Below are 17,810 nucleotides of genomic sequence, written 5' to 3'. Positions count from 1 at the left end.
TACCACCACGCGGCGGAGCCGCGTCCGCCATGCGGGCGGACGCGGCTCCGCGCTTTTCCGGTCGTCGAGGGCGACCCGCTCCGCGCTCGTGCGGGAATTCCGGAGCCCATGGAAAATAACCCCGCACGGCACGGAAAATCGTGCGCACCGGTTTTCCCGCGCATGCGGGAACAAGGGCAGCGGAAAATAAGTCTCAGGCCGATATCCCTCTTTGTATACGGTGCCCGTGTTAATGCCGCAGCCCTGACATGTTTACGGCATGTTGCGAGGTCCTCACACCGCTCACGGACCCGGGAAGGCGAAGCCGGTGCGCCGCGGTCGCACGCTCGGTGTGCACCGCCATGACGGCCCGCGCCCGCTCGCCGTCCCCGCGGGCGACCGCGTCCACGATGCCGCCGTGCTCCGCCCAGGACTCCACGGGGCTCAGCGGCGCCTCGACCGTGTACATCCAGGCGATCTTGTGCCGCAACTGGGCGAGCGTGGACGTCAGCGCGGGGCTGCCGCAGGCCTGTGCGAGCGTCTCGTGGAACCAGCCGCCCAGGGAGCGCAGGTCCTCGCTGCCGCCCGTCCTGGCCCGCTCCTGGCCCAGCCTGACCAGACCGCGCAGCACCTTGAGATGGGCCTCCGAGCGGCGCTGGGCGGCCTTCGCGGCGCCGAGCGGCTCGAGCAGCATCCGCATGTCCAGCAGATCCGCGCCCTCCTGCTCGGTGGGCTCCGCCACACAGGCGCCCGCGTGCCTGCGGGTGACGACGAAGCCCTCGGCCTCCAGCGTCCGCAGCGCCTCCCGCACGGGGACACGGGAGACTCCGTACCGGCGCGCGAGAAGCTCCTCGGTGAGCCGGCTGCCGCGCTCGTGGACACCGGAGACGATGTCGTCACGGATCGCCGTGCATACCGAGTGCGCCGGAATACGCATGTCCGACCTCCGCCTTAATCACCGCGAAACGTCGTCGGCTGACGTGTGTTCACCCGACTCTATTGCAGCGCTTCGCAATTTCCGACGGCGGGCCGGAATCCATGGATATTTTTTGGACAGACAGTCGTTCGAAACGAGGACGGCCCCGACTCGGAGCCGGGGCCGTCCTCGTTTCATGTGCGCCTCCCGGAGGCGGACCGTCGGATCCCGAAGGCGGATCGTCAGACGTTCACACCGTGAGCGCGCAGATACGCGACGGGGTCCATGTCCGAGCCGTACTCCGGGGACGTACGGGCCTCGAAGTGGAGGTGCGGACCGGTGACGTTGCCGGTGGCCCCGGAGAGGGCTATCGGCTGGCCGGGAGTGACCCGCTGGCCCGCGGAGACCCCGATGGACGACAGATGGCCGTACTGCGTGTAGGTGCCGTCGTTCATCCTGATGACGATCTGGTTGCCGTATGCACCGCCCCAGCCCGTCTCGACGACCGTGCCGGAGCCGACCGCGTGCACGGGCGTACCGCTGGCGGCGTGGAAGTCGATGCCGGTGTGCGAACCGGAGGACCACAGGGAGCCGCCGGTCTTGTACCCGGTGGAGACGTAGGAGTGGAAGATCGGCGCCACGAAGGCGTTCAGACGCCGGCGCTCGGCCTCACGGGCGGCGCGCACCTTGGCCGCGCGCTCCTGTGCCGCCTTCTCCGCGGCACGCTTGCGGGCGGCCTCCTCGGCCTTCTTCAGCTCGGCGGCCTGCTTCTGGGCGGCGGCCTGGGCGTCGATCTTCGCGGCGACCTCGTCGCCCATGCTGACGGCCCGGATCAGTCCGGTCTGCTCGACAGGGGTGCCGGCGGCGAACGCCGGAGCTGCCAGGGCACCGATGACGCCGGTGGTGGTGAGCGCGGCGACGCCCACGGCGTTCGTGGTCGTGCGCTTCACGCGGCTCGGACGGCGGTGCTTCCCGGTGGCGCAGGTGAACGCCATGTGTGTGGCTGGTCCTTTCCTTCCCTCTCGCCTACCGGGTTAGCTGACGGGTTCGGAGCAGGAAGGTCTCCTACGGGCTGCACGCCCGATTCACCCCAGGGATCGGGCCCGCTCCGGCCACAAGGACGGCGGCAGCGGGCCCCTCCGGCCACGAAGGCGGCACAGGAGGGTGGGTCCCCGGCTCCCCTGGCTCGCGCCGTACGGGGACTCGGCGATGGCTGTCCGGTGCCGCGGATGCGGCGCAGTGCCTGACGGACAGCCCGGATGACGCTAAGAGGGCCCTGTTTCGATCGGCAAACCGATCAGAGGGTTTGTAGCGCATCCCACAGGGCAGAGCGTCCGTCTCTGTGGCAATACGGACAAAGCCCAAGAGGCGGGGCCCCGGTGACCGAAATCACCGGGGCCCCCACCGAAGCCGCGCCCGACGTGCGAGGCGACCTCAACGGCTTCCCGCGCGCACGGACTTTGGTCCTGCGGGCGCGAGGCGTCCGCCTACTCGGCCGCCACCACGCTCACTTCGCCGATTCCGAGCGCCTTGACGGGTTCCTCGATCTGCGCGGCGTCGCCCACCAGGACGGTCACGAGCCGGTTCACCGGGAACGCGTTCACGACGGCTGCCGTGGCCTCCACCGTCCCCGTCGCGGCGAGCGCCTGATACAGCGTCGCCTGGTAGTCGTCCGGAAGGTGCTGCTCCACCTGGTCGGCGAGCGAGCTCGCGACTGCGGCCGCGGTCTCGAACTTGAGCGGTGCCACTCCCACGAGGTTCTGCACCGCGACATCGCGCTCCGCGTCGGTCAGACCCTCGGCGGCGAGCGTGCGGAGCACCTTCCAGAGGTCGTCCAGCGCCGGTCCCGTGTTCGGCGTGTCGACGGAGCCGCTGATGGCGAGCATCGCCGCGCCCGTGCCGTCCGGCGCGGACCGCAGCACCTGCCCGAACGCGCGCACTCCGTAGGTGTAGCCCTTCTCCTCGCGCAGGACCCGGTCCAGGCGGGAGGTGAGGGTGCCGCCGAGGCAGTACGTGCCGAGCACCTGAGCGGGCCACACACGATCGTGGCGGTCGGCACCGATGCGGCCGATCAGCAGCTGCGTCTGAACGGCTCCGGGACGGTCCACGATGATCACGCGGCCGGTGTCGTCGGCCGTCACCGGGGGGACGGGGCGGGGTGCGGCCGGCGAGCCCGTCCAGGCGCCGAGCGTCTCGCCGAGGAGCTCGTCGAGGTCGATGCCGGTCAGATCGCCGACCACGACGGCGGTGGCCGTCGCCGGGCGCACATGGCGCTCGTAGAAGGCGCGGACCGCGGCGGAGTCGATGTCCTCGACCGTCTCCTCGGTGCCCTGGCGCGGACGCGACATGCGCGAGGACGCCGGGAACAGCTCCTTGGAGAGCTCCTTGGCGGCGCGGCGGGCCGGGTTCGCCATCTCGTGCGGGATCTCGTCGAGGCGGTTGCGCACCAGGCGCTCCACCTCGCTGTCCGCGAACGCCGGCGCCCTCAGGGCGTCGGCCAGCAGCCCGAGTGCCTTGGCCAGGCGGGAGACCGGCACCTCGAGGGAGAGCCGGACGCCGGGGTGGTCGGCGTGCGCGTCGAGGGTGGCGCCGCAGCGCTCCAGCTCGGCGGCGAACTCCTCGGCGGAGTGCTTGTCGGTGCCCTCGGAGAAGGCGCGCGCCATGATCGTGGCGACGCCGTCGAGACCGGCGGGCTCGGCGTCCAGCGGCGCGTCGAGGAGTACCTCGACGGCGACCACCTGCTGGCCGGGGCGGTGGCAGCGCAGCACGGTCAGGCCGTTGTCGAGCGTCGCACGCTCGGGCGCCGGGAACGCCCAGGGCTTGGCCTCACCGGCCTGGGGCTGCGGGTGGAACTGCATGGTCGCAAGCTCGGTCACTTCGCCGACTCCTCGTTCTCGTCGGTGGTCTCGGCGGTCTCCGGGGCCTCGGCCGGCTCGTACACGAGCACGGCGCGGTTGTCGGGGCGCAGCCGGGCCTTGGCGACCTCCTGCACCTCCTCGGGCGTGATCTCGAGCACGCGCCGGACGGCGGTCAGGGCGAGCTGCGGGTCACCGAACAGGACGGCGTACCGGCACAGTTCGTCGGCGCGGCCCGCGACCGTGCCGAGCCGGTCCAGCCACTCGCGCTCCAACTGGGCCTGGGCGCGCTCCATTTCCTCCGCCGTGGGTCCCTCCTCGGCGAACCGGGCGAGCTCCTCGTCGATCGCGGCCTCGATGACCGGCACCTCGACGTCGCCCGAGGTCTTCACGTCCAGCCAGCCCAGGGACGGCGCCCCGGCCAGCCGCAGCAGGCCGAACCCGGCCGCGACGGCGGTGCGGTCGCGGCGTACCAGCCGGTTGTAGAGGCGGGAGGACTCCCCGCCGCCGAGGACGGTGAGGGCCAGGTCCGCCGCGTCGCACGTCCGCGTGCCGTCCTCCGGCAGCCGGTAGGCGGCCATCAGGGCGCGCGCCGGAACCTCCTCCTCGATCACCTCGCGCAGCTCCCGGCCCATGACCTCGGGCAGCGACCCGTCGCGCGGCTCGGGCTTGCCGTCGTGGGACGCGATGGACCCGAAGTACTTCTCGATCCAGGCGAGCGTCTGCTCGGGGTCGATGTCGCCGACGACGGACAGGACCGCGTTGTTGGGCGCGTAGTACGTGCGGAAGAAGGCGCGCGCGTCCTCCAGCGTGGCCGCGTCCAGGTCCGCCATCGACCCGATCGGCGTGTGGTGGTACGGGTGGCCCTCCGGATAGGCGAGTGCCGTCAGCCGCTCGAAGGCGGTGCCGTAGGGGACGTTGTCGTAGCGCTGGCGGCGCTCGTTCTTCACGACGTCCCGCTGGTTCTCCATGGACTCGTCGTCGAGCGCGGCGAGCAGCGAGCCCATGCGGTCGGCCTCGAGCCAGAGGGCGAGCTCCAGCTGATGGGCCGGCATGGTCTCGAAGTAGTTCGTGCGCTCGAAGCTGGTGGTGCCGTTCAGCGACCCGCCGGCGCCCTGCACCAGCTCGAAGTGGCCGTTCCCCTTGACCTGGGCGGAGCCCTGGAACATCAGGTGCTCGAAGAGGTGGGCGAGACCGGTCCGGCCCGCGACCTCGTGGCGCGAGCCGACGTCGTACCAGAGGCACACCGCCGCGACCGGGGTCAGATGGTCCTCGGAGAGCACCACGCGCAGCCCGTTGGCCAGGCGGTGCTCGGTCGCTGTCAGGCCCCCGGAGCCTGCCTCGGCTGTGGCCGTGTGACCCATGGGCATGTACGTCCCTTCGCTCGCGGAAGCTGTCGCGGAAAACCGCGGTTTCCTGCCGGTGCTGTCACTGTATGCAAGCGCGCACGCAAGTGGACAAGTTCCCGGGCGGCGTACGCCCAGAGCGAGACCGTGATTACGGGAGGTGGACGACGGAACGCGCGGTTGACGCACGCGGCGCGGGCACCGCGCGAACCCCGCGACGGGGTCGCCGGGACCTCCTTCGCCCGCGTCGAAGGGCCTTGGGGACGGGTACTGGTCGGCGTTGTCACCGCGGCAGTCCACAATGGTCGGCGTCAGACACGTCCATGCCCAGCACAGACTGTGAAGGAGCCGGCAGCAATGGCCCGCCGCAGCACGAAGACCCCGCCGCCCGAAGACGCGTACGAGGAGAAGATCCTCGACATCGACGTCGTGGACGAAATGCAGGGCTCCTTCCTGGAGTACGCGTACTCGGTGATCTACTCCCGGGCCCTGCCGGACGCGCGCGACGGCCTCAAGCCGGTGCACCGCCGGATCGTCTACCAGATGAACGAGATGGGCGTACGCCCCGACCGCGGCTATGTGAAGTGCGCCCGTGTCGTCGGCGAGGTCATGGGTAAGCTGCACCCGCACGGTGACGCGTCGATCTACGACGCCCTGGTGCGCATGGCCCAGCCCTTCTCGATGCGCGTGCCCCTGGTCGACGGCCACGGCAACTTCGGCTCGCTCGGGAACGACGACCCGCCGGCCGCCATGCGGTACACCGAATGCCGCATGGCCGAGGCGACAGGCCTGATGACCGAGTCGATCGACGAGGACACGGTCGACTTCGTACCCAACTACGACGGCCAGGAGCGGGAGCCCGAGGCCCTGCCGGCCGCCTTCCCGAACCTCCTGGTGAACGGCGCGTCGGGCATCGCGGTCGGTATGGCCACGAACATGCCGCCGCACAACCTCGGCGAGGTCATCGCGGCCGCCCGCCACCTCATCCGCCACCCGAACGCGGATCTCGACACCCTGATGAAGCACGTCCCCGGGCCCGACCTGCCCACCGGCGGCCGGATCGTCGGCCTCGCCGGCGTCCGCGACGCCTACGAGACGGGCCGGGGCACCTTCAAGATCCGCGCCACGGTGTCGGTGGAGACCGTGACCGCCCGCCGCAAGGGCCTGGTCGTCACCGAGCTGCCCTTCACGGTCGGCCCGGAGAAGGTGATCGCCAAGATCAAGGACCTGGTCGGCTCGAAGAAGCTCCAGGGCATCGCCGACGTCAAGGACCTCACCGACCGTGAGCACGGCCTGCGCCTGGTGATCGAGATCAAGAACGGCTTTGTGCCGGAGGCGGTCCTGGAGCAGCTCTACAAGCTGACGCCGATGGAGGAGTCCTTCGGCATCAACAACGTCGCACTGGTCGACGGTCAGCCGCTCACCCTGGGCCTCAAGGAGCTGCTCGAGGTCTACCTCGACCACCGTTTCGACGTCGTCCGCCGACGCTCGGAGTTCCGCCGCGGCAAGCGGCGCGACCGGCTCCACCTCGTCGAGGGTCTGCTCACGGCGCTGGTGGACATCGACGAGGTCATCCGCCTGATCCGGTCCAGCGACAACTCGGCGCAGGCCAAGGAGCGCCTGATGCGGCGCTTCTCGCTGAGCGAGGTCCAGACGCAGTACATCCTCGACACCCCGCTGCGCCGCCTCACCAAGTACGACCGCATCGAGCTGGAGGCGGAGAAGGACCGGCTCAACGCCGAGATCGCTGAGCTGACGCGGATCCTGGACTCGGACGCCGAGCTGCGCAAGCTGGTCTCCGCCGAACTGGCCACCGTGGCCAAGAAGTTCGGCACCGAGCGGCGCACGGTGCTGCTGGAGTCCTCCGGCACCACTGCGCCGACGGTCCCGCTCCAGGTCGAGGACGCCCCGTGCCGGGTGCTGATGTCGTCGACGGGCCTGCTGGCCCGCACGGCGGACGGCGACCCGTTCGCGGAGGACACCGAGGACAGGCGCGCGAAGCACGATGTGATCGTCTCCGCCGTCCCGGCGACGGCCCGCGGTGAGGTGGGCGCGGTGACGTCCGGCGGACGGCTGCTGCGGCTGAATGTGATCGACCTTCCGCAGCTGCCGGAGACCGCGGCGCGGCCGAGCCTGTCCGGAGGCGCTCCCGTCTCGGAGTTCGTCTCCCTGGAGGCGAACGAGACGGTGGTCTGCCTGACGACGCTGGACGAATCCTCCCAGGGCCTCGCCATCGGCACGGCACAGGGAGTCGTCAAGCGCGTGGTCCCCGACTACCCGTCCAACAAGGAGGAGTTGGAGGTCATCACGCTCAAGGAGGGCGATCGCATCGTCGGCGCGGTCGAACTGCGCACGGGCGAGGAGGACCTGGTCTTCATCACGGACGACGCGCAGTTGCTGCGTTTCCCCGCCTCCCAGGTACGCGCCCAGGGCAGGCCGGCCGGCGGTATGGCGGGCATCAAGCTGACGGACGGCGCCAAGGTGATCTCCTTCACGGCCGTGGACCCGGCCGCGGAAGCGGTCGTCTTCACGGTCGCCGGTTCGCGTGGCACGCTGGACGACTCGGTCCAGACCACCGCCAAGATGACGGCGTTCGATCAGTACCCGCGCAAGGGCCGCGCCACGGGTGGTGTGCGCTGCCAGCGCTTCCTGAAGGGCGAGGACTGCCTGTCCTTCGCCTGGGCCGGCCCGACGCCGGCCCGGGCCGCGCAGAAGAACGGCACACCGGCCGAACTGCCCGAGCTCGACCCGCGACGCGACGGCTCGGGTGTGTCCCTGGCGAAGACGATCGCGGCGGTGGCGGGACCGATGTGATTCAGCCCTCGAGGTCACCGGGGCCCACGAGAGCCTCGGTCTCCTCGTCCCGCACATAGCGCAGGACGCCCCACATGCCGTGCTCATCGGTGTGTGGGGCGTCGTCCGTGCAGCCCTGAAGCTCCTTGCGCAGAGCCGTGGTGTTGATGCCGGAACCGATGAGCACGAGCTGGGTGAGCCGCTCGGCACCGGCCTCCCACGCCTCCGGGCGGAATCGCAGGAACCGCCCCACGGCATGCACCGCGTACCGGTTGCGCGGGTCGGCGGCGCCGAAGTCGACGTATCCCTTGATCCTGTAGAGGCCCTCCGGCCTGCTGTCGAGGAACTCCAGCAGCCGCCGCGGATGCATGGGCACGTCGGAGCGGAAGGAGAGGCTGTCGTATCCGGCGTGCAGATGGGCGTGGTGAGGGCTCTCCGCACCGTGCTCGTGGTCGTGCCGGGGGAGGTCGTCGAACGACAGCTGCCCGATCCGCTCCTCGGCCGGCCGGCAGTCGAAGAGGAGCTCCGGGTCGATGCGCCCGTACGCGGCCGGGACGACGGCGGCGCGGTCGGTGAGGGACCGCACGGTCCCCAGGACCTGGTCGCTGTCCTCGGCACGATCCGTCTTGTTGACGACGACAAGATCGGCGAGGGCGAGATGGCGGTCCAGCTCGGGATGCTTCTGGCGGGTGACGGCGAACTCCACCGCGTCGACGACCTCCACGAGTCCGCCATAGACCACCCGCGGATGCTCGCCGGCCAGCACCATGCGGACCAGCTCCTGCGGTTCGGCGAGGCCGCTCGCCTCGATGACGATGACGTCGATGCCGGCGGACGGCCGGGCCAGACGCTCGAGGTAGATGTCGAGTTCGCCGGTGTCCACGGCGCAGCAGAGGCATCCGTTGCCGAGCGAGACCGTGGAGTCGCCGAGCGCTCCCGCGACGGCCATGGCATCGATCTCGATGTCCCCGAAGTCGTTGACGACGGCGCCGATGCGGCTGCCTCCGCTGTGGTGGAGGAGGTGGTTGAGCAGCGTGGTCTTGCCCGAACCCAGGAATCCGGCGAGGACGACGACCGGGATCTGCTGCGGACTCGACGGCTGGCTCAACGTACGCCCCTTCTTCCACCGACAGGTGCGCCGGATCGCGTACCGGCGGTGCACGAGGACGGCTCATGGACCGGCTCGCACCGGAAGGGGGGCCGCACTCGTACGCGGACTGAATGCCGAATCAGGATACGAGCGAGGGGAAACCCTGCGAAGTGAACGATTGTTAGCGGCGCTCGCGGGGCACACGTTTGGCATGGCGCCGGGAAACGCGACCCGCACTTCCCTCCGTGCGCCTCCTCTCCGCCTCCCCGCCGATCAGAGCCGCTCGGCACCCTGGGAGACGGCAAGCGCGCCGCCCATCGCTCGCCGGTCCCCTCCAGCAGACCCGCATCCGACGACCGGCGGACGGTCGCCTGATTCGGGGGTTGGCATGACCACACAGAGGCACGGGACATGGGGGCCTGCCGCCGCCACCGCGGCGGGACTCGCGTTCGGGGCGGCGGTACTCACGACACTGGCCATGCAGCGCCAGCGACGGGATTGGCTCCGTCGACACGCCGCGGAGAGGGAGGTCGAGAGCCTCCGAGCACGACTGGCCGACTATCAGCGCCTCCAGTTGCGCCTTCTGGGCAAAGCGTTGGAGGACCCTGACCTGGCAGCGGTACTGAGCACCGTTGAAGTCGACTCACCCACACAGCGGCGACAATATCTCTACGCCAATGCGCTCTACTCCAACGCCCTGTTCGGTTACCGCACAGGTGTCGCAAATTTGGAGGAACTGCACGGCCATCTCCGCGTACTCGTCAGGAACACCATATTCCGCGAATACTGGGAGGCGACCCGCCATCACCGGGCAAGCCTGAAGGGCGACTCCGAAGAAGGGCGTATCGGCCAAATGGTTGACGCTCTCATACGCGACCTCGACGAAGCCGACAGCGACCAGTGGTGGGTCGTAGGTGAACTCCCGCCCGAATGAGGGCACTTCCACAAACCGAGGTCACTCCTGACATATCTTACGGTCTATCATAAGTCGACACGTCTTTCAGTCGCGTACGCATCATTGGCAACATCCAACTAGCCTTTCCCCGCCATATCGCCTACCCTTCAGCGGGGACAGCCTTGAGAATTGTGCGTCGCATCGGCGCTTCTCCACGCGAGCGCGGGAGCATGACCGGTGAAACTTGTCCAGATATCTTCGAACTCAGCGATGGAAGCTTTGCCGTAATCGGAACCGAGGCCACCGCGACGCTCGAAGGCGAATTGCCCCCCGACGCCGCCCGTGCCGACTACGAGCGCATCGTGATCGTCAGCAGAGAAACGCTCGTCAGGGCGAAGGCGGACATTCCCGACCACTAGCGACACCACGGGGTCGGCTACCCGCTGCCGAGCCCCCCGTCGAGGTACACCCTCTTGGCAACCCCGGTTGAGGACCACCTCCGGACGACGAGCCGAACCCCGCCACCCCGGACACCGCTCGCACAGTATCGACGGGGTCCGACACCAGATCGGTGCCGGACCTTCCGTATGTCTCACGCCACCGCCGGCACGGCGACCGGTGGCACCGGGCCCACATACCGGGCCGCCGGGCGGATGATTTTCGGGTCCTGCGCCTGTTCCAGGATGTTGGCGCTCCAGCCGACCACTCGGGCCGTCGCGAAGGTCGGTGTGAACATCTCACGCGGGACACCGCAGAGTTCCATGACGACCCCGGCGTAGAACTCCACGTTCGTGTGCAGTTGGCGGCCGGGCTTCAGTTCGGCCAGGATCGCCTCCACACGGCGCTCGACCTCGATCGCGAAGTCCACCAGCCCACCGCCGAACCGCTGCGCGATACCCCGCAGCATCCTCGAGCGCGGGTCCTCCGTGCGGTAGACCGGGTGGCCGAAGCCCATGATGCGCTCGCCGGCAAGGACACGCGCACGGATCCAGGCGTCGATGCGATCGGGCGTGCCGATCGCATCGAGGGTGTCGAGGGCCCGGCTCGGCGCTCCACCGTGGAGCGGTCCGGACAGCGCGCCGACTGCCCCGACCAGGGCTGCCGCGACATCCGCGCCCGTCGAGGTGATCACCCTCGCCGTAAATGTTGACGCATTGAATCCATGGTCAATGGTTGAGATCAAGTACTGCTCGATCGCACGCGCATGCGCCTCGTCGGGCTCCGAACCGGTGAGCATGTAGAGGTAGTTGGCCGCGTACGGCAGGTCCTCCCGCGGTTCGACCGGCCGCAGCCCCCGGCCCAGCCGGTACAGCGCCGTCAGCAGCGTGGGCACGACTGCCGCCGCCGCCAGAGTGTCCTCGCGGCGCCGGTCCGCATCGATGTCGTACACCGGCCGGAACCCCTTGGAGGCGCCGAGCAGGGAGAGCGCCGTGCGCAGACCCGACAGCGGGCCGGACCGGCCGCTCGCGGCCGCCACCGCGGGAAGCGCAGCCCGGACGTCGTCGGGAAGGCGGCGCAGGGCGGCGGTCCTGGCGGCGAACGCGGACCGCTGCGCCGGGTCCGGCAGCGCGCCGTGGACCATCAGGTGCCAGACGTCCTCGAAGCCGCGGGTCAGCGCGAGTTCGACGGCCGAGTACTCCCGGTAGTGATAGAAGCCCTCGAGCCCTCGGACGTCACCCAGTTCGGTGTCCGTGACCACGACACCCGCGAGCCCGCGCGGCACCTCTACGGGGGTGGATGCGGCCCTGCTGATCGACATGTGTCCTCCCTTGGAATTGACTCGACTGTCCATACTTGATTCATCTCTGTCAATATTGATTGAATCAATGTGCGATCCATGGGTACGGTGACAGTCATGAGGGATCAGGACACGGCTCGCGGGCACGACGGAACTCGGATCACCACCAGGGAGGCGGCCGAACTCCTCGGGGTGAAACCGGAGACCGTGTACGCCTATGTGAGCCGTGGCCAGCTCAGCAGCAGGCGGGAGCCCGGCGGCCGGGGCAGCACCTTCGACACCGAGGAGGTGGCGGCGCTCGCGCGGCGCAACAGGCGTGAGCCGGCCGGAGGTTCACCCGCCGCCGGCGAACTCTCGGTCCGCACGTCCATCACCCTCATCGAGAAGGACCGGTACTTCTACCGCGGCGTCGACGCCACCGAGCTGGCCGACCGGCACTCCTACGAGGAGATCGCCGAGTGGCTGTGGACCGGGCGGCTGCGGCCCGGAATCACCTTCACCGCCCCGGAGGCCGCCGTCACCGTCGCACGCCGAGCGGTGGCCGCGCTGCCCGAGCACACCGGCCCCACCGACCGGCTGAGGGTGGCGGCGATCGCCGCGGCCACCGCGGACCCGCTGCGCTTCGATCTGTCACCGCAGGCAGTCCTCGGCGCCGCCCGCGCCCTCATCCCCACGCTGGTCGCCGCCCTCCCGCCACTGCGGCCCGACCACCGCGACGAGGGCCCGCTGGCGCGGCGCCTGTGGGGACGGCTCACCGGACGCGACCCCGACGAGACGTCAGTAGGCGCGCTGGACACCGCACTCGGGCTCCTCGCCGACCACGACCTGGCCGCCTCCACCCTCGCGGTCCGCGTCGCCGCGTCCGCCCGGGCGCACGCGTACGCCGCCGTCTCCGCGGGCCTCGGTGTCCTGGAGGGCCCCCTGCACGGTGCGGCCGGCGGCCTGGCGCACCGGATGCTCCTCGACGTCCTGGACCGGGGCACCGCGGCCCCCGTGGTCGCCGACGAACTCCGTGCGGGGCGCAGGATCCCCGGGCTCGGGCATCGGCTGTATCCGGGCGAGGACCCCCGCGCGCGTGCGCTGTTCTGCGTCCTGGAGGAGCTGCCTGCCGCGGCACCGGCCCTGGCGGCCGCGCGTGACATCGTCTCCACCACGGCCCGCCACGCTCCTCTGCACGCCAATGTCGACCTGGCCCTGGCCGTCCTCACGGTCGCCTCCGGCATGGAGGCCACGGCGGCGGAGACGGTCTTCGCCGTGGCCCGCACGGCGGGCTGGATCGCCCACACTCTGGAGGAGTACGAAGAACGACCGCTGCGCATGCGCCCGAGCGGGCGCTATGCGGGGGCGCGACCGCCACAGCCGCTCCCCCGGTGAACGGAGCGCGCCCACGACCGCGACCGCGCACCGGGGAGCCGGTGCGCGGTCGCATCCGGCCCGCCCCCCTGTGCGCTTCGCGCGCCTGCGGCGCACCCCCGATGCGCCCCGAATGCGCCCCTGTTCGCGGGGCTGGAAGTCGTCGCCGTCGAAGTCAGGTTAGGCTCACCTCTGTGAGTACGTGCACGACCGCATCACGGGACCTCGACGAGCCTCTCGCAGGGACCGCGGCGACCGCGAGGACATGGCTGCTCCTGGAACAGCCCGGCCCCTGGGGTCCCAAAGCGCTCACATCGAGCCACCTGGATCCCGAGCTCGGCCGCGCCCTCGAGGCGGCCGCGGATGGCACAGGTGTGCGGATCGCACTCATCCGCCGCCCCGGCCGGCACGCCGACTGCGGCACGCCCGCCGCACGACAGATCTATGCCGCCCACACCCTTCCGGGCAACGTGTGGCTGCAGACCGCCACGACCTCCGAGCCGGAGCGGCTGCTCGACCTGGACTTCGCCGCGCTGGGCCGCGGGGACTCCAGCACCTTCGACTCGGTCTTCCGGGCCGAACCCCATACAGGCGATCCGCTCGCGTTCGTCTGCACCAACGGCAAGCGGGACCGTTGCTGCGCCCTCCTCGGCCGCCCATTGGCGACCGAGCTGACCAGCTCCGGAGTCGAGGGGGTCTGGGAGGTCACTCATCTGGGTGGCCATCGCTTCTCACCCACGCTGCTCGTACTTCCGTTCGGATACGCGTACGGACGTGCCCAGGCCCCGCACGTCAAGGAGATCCTCCAAGGAGTGCGTGACGGACGGGTCGTGGTGGAGGGATGCCGTGGCAGCTCCGCCTGGGGACGACCCGCGCAGGCGGCGGAACTCGCCGTCCGCACTGCGGCCCACGAGTACGCGGCGGACGCGCTGACCGTCGTCCGAACGGACGGGACCGCGCCCCGCTGGGAGGTCACCGTCGCCCACACCGACGGCCGGCTGTGGCGCGTCCTGGTCGCGCAGGGGGCGTCGCTGCCCCCACGCCCCGACAGCTGCGGCAGCCCGCTCGGCTCACCGGCTCGGATGGACGTCGTGTCGGTACGCGAGGTGCTCACCACGGTGGTCGGCGACCCCGCGCACTGCTGAACTCCCGCCCTCCACGGCAACGGTCGGCTCTCACAGCCCTCACGCACGCGCCTCGGGAGATCCGTGCCACATCTGCGGAGGCAACGCGCCTGCGCACCCGTACCGTCTACGCATGACCCCCTCTCCCCCTGCACGACGACTGCGCCTCGGCCTTCCGCGGCGTATGTTCTCGCAGCTCCTGCTGACGCAGGTCGCGATCGCCGCGGGCGTCGCCGTGCTCGCCACCGGACTGTTCCTGGCCCCGCTCGGCCAGTTGCTCGACGACCAGGCGATGCACCAGGCCCTGGCGATCGCGCAGACCACCGCGGTCCAGCCGCAGATCGCCCGTGACCTGCAGTCGACGCTGCCGTCCCCGCAAGGACCTGTGCAGGCGGAGGCGGAGCACATCCGCAAGGCGAGCAGGGCCGAGTACGTCGTGGTGATGAACATGAGGGGGGTGCGCTGGTCGCACCCGGACATCACGCAGATCGGCCGGGTCGTGTCCACCGACCCGAGACAGGCCCTGGCCGGCGAGGAGGTCATGCAGATCGACAGCGGCACCCTGGGGCGCTCGGCCCGCGGCAAGGTGCCGCTGCGCGACGCACAGGGCAGGATCATCGGCGCGGTCTCCGTGGGCATCGAGTACAACAGCGTGCGGGCCAGGCTGCTCCACGCCATCCCCGGACTGTTCGCCTACGCGGGTGCGGCCCTCGCCATCGGCGCCCTCGCCGCGTATCTGATCGCGCGCAGGGTTCAGCGGCAGACCCGCGACCTCGCCTTCTCCGACATCTCGGCGCTGCTCGCGGAGCGCGAGGCGATGCTGCACGGCATCAGGGAGGGCGTGGTCGCCCTGGACCGGACCGGCCGGGTACGGCTCGTGAACGACGAGGCGCAACGGCTGCTGGGCATCGGTGACGAGGTCGTCGGGCAGTCCCTCGACGAGGCGCTCGGCGAGGGCCGTACGACGGACGTCCTCGCCGGTCGTGTCGCCGGCACCGATCTGCTCACCGTGCGCGGTCACCGCGTCCTCGTCGCCAACCGTATGCCCACCGACGACGGGGGTGCCGTCGCCACCCTGCGCGACCGCACCGAGCTCGAACAGCTGGGCCGGGAGCTGGACTCCACCCGCGGTCTGATCGACGCCCTTCGTGCGCAGGACCACGAGCACGCCAATCGGATGCACACGCTCCTGGGGCTGCTCGAACTGGAGATGTACGACGACGCGGTGGAGTTCGTCGACGAGGTGGTGGGCGACCACAGGACCACCGCGGAACAGGTCACCGAGAAGATCCACGATCCGCTGCTCGCCGCCTTGCTGGTGGGCAAGGCCACGGTCGCCGCGGAGCGCGGCGTGGCACTGTGGATCGCGGACCGGACGCTGCTGCCGGACCGGCTGATCGATCCGAGAGGACTGGTCACGATCGTCGGCAACCTGGTCGACAACGCTCTTGACGCCGTGGCCGGCACCCGGCACGCGCGCGTGGAGGTCGAACTGCGCGCGGAGGAGCGAACGGCGGTCCTCCGGGTCCGGGACACGGGACCCGGAATCCCCGCCGAACGCCGGGAGTTGATCTTCACGGACGGATGGTCCACCAAACAGCCGCCGTCCCACGGCAAACGCGGTATCGGCCTCTCCCTGGTGCGCCGTCTCGCCGAACGCCATGGAGGCAGCGCTCGGGTGAGTGAAGCTCACGGCGGGGGCGCGGAATTCACCGTGGTGCTGCCCGACGCCCTCGAAGCGCCCGGCCGGACACCGGAGCCGCCCGCCGAGGACCCCCGGCACCGCGTCCCCGCCCAGGAAGCACCGGCAGAAGAGAACCTGGTCCCGCAGACGCCCGTTCACCTCCCCGGAGAGGACACTCGATGACCCGGCCCATCGAGGTGCTGGTCGTGGACGACGACGCCCGGGTCGCCCGCGTCAACGCCGCCTACGTCGACAAGGTCCCCGGCTTCCGAGTGACGGGCCAGGCGCACAACGCGTCAGGCGCCCTGCACCTGTTGGGGACTTCGCCGCGCCCCGACCTGATGCTGCTGGACCACTACCTTCCCGACGCCACGGGGCTCGATGTCGTCCGGGAGATGCGGCGGCGCGGTCACGAGACGGACGTGATCATGGTGACGGCGGCGCGGGACGTCCGGACGGTGCAGGCGGCGATGCGACAGGGCGCACTCCAGTACCTGGTCAAGCCGTTCGCCTTCGCGGGGCTGCGCGCCAGGCTGGAGGCGTACGCCGAACTGCGCCGCACGCTCGACGGCGGCGGTCGGGCGGAACAGGCAGAGGTCGACCGGATCTTCGGCGCCATGTCGGCGGCCACGGAACCGGGGCTGCCCAAGGGGCACTCCCCCACCACCGCGGATCTCGTGGGGCGTGCCCTGGTGAACGCCAAAGGACCGCTGTCCGCCCAGGAGATCGCCGAGCGGACAGGACTGAGCCGGCAGACCGCCCAGCGCTATCTGAAACTGCTGGAGCGCACGGGAAGGGCCACGTTGACCCTCAAATACGGCGACGCGGGCCGCCCGGAGCATCGCTACGTCTGGGCGGCCCACGCCTGAGGCAGTGCCGGTCGGCTCAGCCCGCGGCCTTCTCCACGAACTCCGTGGTGTACGTCTTGTCGAGATCGATGGTGGCGTTCTTGATGTTGGGGTTGAACGCCTTGAGGACCTTCTCGACCGTCTCGGGTCCGTTCTCCGGCATCACGCCGTCCTTGGTGAACATCGGGAGCGTGCTCTTGATGGCGTTCGCATAGAGCGTCTTGTCGCCCTGCGAGTAGTCGGCCGGCATCTTTGCGGCGATCTCGTCGGCGGAGTGCGTGGACATCCACTTCAAGGTCTTGACGAAGGCGTTGACCAGCTTCTGGACGGTGGCCTTGTGATCGTCGACCCACTCCGTCTGCATGTAGAGACTGGACGACGGGTACGGGCCGCCCAGCGCCTCCTGCGACCCCTGTGGGGTCCGCATGTCGACGAGCACCGTGCCGAGCTTCTTCTGGAGCACGGTGGCGACGGTCGGATCGGTGGTCATTCCGGCGTCGATGGAGCCCTTCTGGAGGGCGGAGACGAACGTGGGTCCTGCGCCGACGGCGACCGGGCTGAACTCGCTCGTCTGCACACCGTTCTTGACCGCGAGGTACTTGGTGAGGAAGTCCGTCGAGGAGCCGAGGCCGGTGACTCCGAGCTTCTTGCCCTTGAAGTCCTTGGGCGACGTGATGTCCTTCGAGGCCTTGGCGGAAACGATCTCGACCTCACCGGGCGCGTGCGAGAACTGCACCACGGACTCGACGTGCTTGCCCTTGGTCTGCAGGTCGAGGGTGTGGTCGTAGAAGCCGACGGCACCCTGGACCTGCCCGGAGACCAGTGCGGTCTCGGCCTGCACACCGGCGGGCTCGCTCAGCAGTTCGACGTCGAGGCCCTCGGCGTCGAAGTAGCCGAGTCGCTGGGTGAGCATCGCGGGCATGTAGATGACCTTGTCCAGGCCACCGACCATGATCTTGACCTTCTCGCCCTTTCCGTCGCCCTTGCCACCGGATCCGGACGCGGCGGTGGACGCCGCGTCATTGGCGCAGGCGGTGAGCGAGGTGGCGGCGAGCAGACCGGCCGCGGCGAGGCAGGCGATTCTGGCGGACTTGCGCATGACGGTTCACGTCCTTGTGAGATGGCGGTGCGGGAAGAGGAGGTGCGTGTGAGAGCCGGCGGCCGCCCTCGACGAGGGCCCGAAGAGCCG

The 17,810-nt window shown here is 70.1% G+C and carries 14 protein-coding genes and 1 riboswitch; of the genes, 7 read left to right on the top strand and 7 right to left on the bottom strand.

Going from position 1 to position 17,810, the window contains the following annotated elements:
• Positions 1-229: 229 nt before the first annotated feature.
• The 4 genes from ADL25_RS36105 to ADL25_RS36090 form a co-directional block, all read right to left on the bottom strand.
• Positions 230-916 (bottom strand): GntR family transcriptional regulator, encoded by a 687-nt coding sequence (locus tag ADL25_RS36105; protein ID WP_059132129.1) that lies wholly within the window; start codon positions 914-916, stop codon positions 230-232.
• A 221-nt stretch (positions 917-1,137) separates the two neighbouring features.
• A complete protein-coding gene (locus ADL25_RS36100) occupies positions 1,138-1,890 on the bottom strand; it encodes a M23 family metallopeptidase (protein ID WP_059132128.1) in 753 nt (250 codons plus the stop codon).
• A 13-nt stretch (positions 1,891-1,903) separates the two neighbouring features.
• A riboswitch (cyclic di-AMP (ydaO/yuaA leader) is annotated at positions 1,904-2,114 on the bottom strand.
• A 268-nt stretch (positions 2,115-2,382) separates the two neighbouring features.
• Positions 2,383-3,771, bottom strand: a complete 1,389-nt coding sequence (locus ADL25_RS36095; RefSeq protein ID WP_059132127.1) for a M16 family metallopeptidase — start codon at positions 3,769-3,771, stop codon at positions 2,383-2,385.
• On the bottom strand, positions 3,768-5,120 hold the full coding sequence (locus ADL25_RS36090; protein WP_059132126.1) for a M16 family metallopeptidase: 1,353 nt from the start codon (positions 5,118-5,120) through the stop codon (positions 3,768-3,770). Before ADL25_RS36090 ends, ADL25_RS36095 begins: the two co-directional genes overlap by 4 nt.
• A gap of 333 nt (positions 5,121-5,453) precedes the next feature.
• On the opposite strand from ADL25_RS36090, the gene ADL25_RS36085 reads away from it, so the two are divergent.
• The gene (locus ADL25_RS36085; protein WP_059132125.1) at positions 5,454-7,910 is read left to right on the top strand and encodes a DNA gyrase/topoisomerase IV subunit A; all 2,457 of its coding nucleotides are present in this window, start codon (positions 5,454-5,456) and stop codon (positions 7,908-7,910) included.
• Position 7,911: 1 nt separating this feature from the next.
• Here ADL25_RS36085 and ADL25_RS36080 read toward each other — a convergent pair whose 3' ends face one another.
• On the bottom strand, positions 7,912-8,997 hold the full coding sequence (locus tag ADL25_RS36080; protein WP_059132258.1) for a CobW family GTP-binding protein: 1,086 nt from the start codon (positions 8,995-8,997) through the stop codon (positions 7,912-7,914).
• 370 nt (positions 8,998-9,367) lie between these two features.
• Between ADL25_RS36080 and ADL25_RS36075 the strand changes: the two genes are divergently transcribed.
• The gene (locus ADL25_RS36075) at positions 9,368-9,913 is read left to right on the top strand and encodes a DUF6082 family protein (protein WP_059132124.1); all 546 of its coding nucleotides are present in this window, start codon (positions 9,368-9,370) and stop codon (positions 9,911-9,913) included.
• Positions 9,914-10,056: 143 nt separating this feature from the next.
• Positions 10,057-10,293: a hypothetical protein gene (locus ADL25_RS36070; protein ID WP_079050806.1), complete on the top strand. Its 237-nt coding sequence runs from the start codon at positions 10,057-10,059 to the stop codon at positions 10,291-10,293.
• Positions 10,294-10,466: 173 nt separating this feature from the next.
• On the opposite strand, the gene ADL25_RS36065 is transcribed toward ADL25_RS36070, so the two are convergent.
• Complete coding sequence (locus tag ADL25_RS36065; RefSeq protein ID WP_059132122.1) at positions 10,467-11,633, bottom strand: citrate synthase; 1,167 nt, start codon at positions 11,631-11,633, stop codon at positions 10,467-10,469.
• A gap of 96 nt (positions 11,634-11,729) precedes the next feature.
• Between ADL25_RS36065 and ADL25_RS36060 the strand changes: the two genes are divergently transcribed.
• The 4 genes from ADL25_RS36060 (at position 11,730) to ADL25_RS36045 (ending at position 16,642) form a co-directional block, all read left to right on the top strand.
• Positions 11,730-12,986, top strand: coding sequence for a citrate synthase (locus ADL25_RS36060; RefSeq protein ID WP_059132257.1), 1,257 nt, complete (start codon positions 11,730-11,732; stop codon positions 12,984-12,986).
• A 173-nt stretch (positions 12,987-13,159) separates the two neighbouring features.
• Positions 13,160-14,110, top strand: coding sequence for a sucrase ferredoxin (locus ADL25_RS36055; protein ID WP_059132121.1), 951 nt, complete (start codon positions 13,160-13,162; stop codon positions 14,108-14,110).
• 112 nt (positions 14,111-14,222) lie between these two features.
• Entirely contained in the window at positions 14,223-15,956 is a 1,734-nt protein-coding gene (locus tag ADL25_RS36050) for a sensor histidine kinase (RefSeq protein WP_059132120.1), read from the top strand.
• A complete protein-coding gene (locus ADL25_RS36045; RefSeq protein ID WP_059132119.1) occupies positions 15,953-16,642 on the top strand; it encodes a response regulator in 690 nt (229 codons plus the stop codon). Before ADL25_RS36050 ends, ADL25_RS36045 begins: the two co-directional genes overlap by 4 nt.
• A gap of 16 nt (positions 16,643-16,658) precedes the next feature.
• Here ADL25_RS36045 and ADL25_RS36040 read toward each other — a convergent pair whose 3' ends face one another.
• Positions 16,659-17,720 carry an ABC transporter substrate-binding protein gene (locus ADL25_RS36040; RefSeq protein WP_059132118.1) on the bottom strand — a complete coding sequence of 354 codons (1,062 nt, stop codon included), beginning with the start codon at positions 17,718-17,720 and terminating at the stop codon, positions 16,659-16,661.
• Positions 17,721-17,810: the final 90 nt, after the last annotated feature.

The organism is Streptomyces sp. NRRL F-5122 (genome assembly GCF_001507435.1).
Lineage (GTDB): Bacteria > Actinomycetota > Actinomycetes > Streptomycetales > Streptomycetaceae > Streptomyces > Streptomyces lannensis.
Note: the sequence above shows the minus strand (reverse complement) of the source record. Positions and strands in the feature narration are given on the sequence as shown.

Bases quoted from the DNA above. Each gene is read 5' to 3' on its own strand.
- ADL25_RS36075 (WP_059132124.1), top strand. From the start codon at position 9,368: ATGACCACACAGAGGCACGGGACATGGGGGCCTGCCGCCGCCACCGCG.
- ADL25_RS36060 (WP_059132257.1), top strand. From the start codon at position 11,730: ATGAGGGATCAGGACACGGCTCGCGGGCACGACGGAACTCGGATCACC.
- ADL25_RS36085 (WP_059132125.1), top strand. From the start codon at position 5,454: ATGGCCCGCCGCAGCACGAAGACCCCGCCGCCCGAAGACGCGTACGAG.
- ADL25_RS36065 (WP_059132122.1), bottom strand. From the start codon at position 11,633: ATGTCGATCAGCAGGGCCGCATCCACCCCCGTAGAGGTGCCGCGCGGG.
- ADL25_RS36100 (WP_059132128.1), bottom strand. From the start codon at position 1,890: ATGGCGTTCACCTGCGCCACCGGGAAGCACCGCCGTCCGAGCCGCGTG.
- ADL25_RS36045 (WP_059132119.1), top strand. From the start codon at position 15,953: ATGACCCGGCCCATCGAGGTGCTGGTCGTGGACGACGACGCCCGGGTC.
- ADL25_RS36090 (WP_059132126.1), bottom strand. From the start codon at position 5,120: ATGCCCATGGGTCACACGGCCACAGCCGAGGCAGGCTCCGGGGGCCTG.
- ADL25_RS36050 (WP_059132120.1), top strand. From the start codon at position 14,223: ATGACCCCCTCTCCCCCTGCACGACGACTGCGCCTCGGCCTTCCGCGG.
- ADL25_RS36105 (WP_059132129.1), bottom strand. From the start codon at position 916: ATGCGTATTCCGGCGCACTCGGTATGCACGGCGATCCGTGACGACATC.
- ADL25_RS36040 (WP_059132118.1), bottom strand. From the start codon at position 17,720: ATGCGCAAGTCCGCCAGAATCGCCTGCCTCGCCGCGGCCGGTCTGCTC.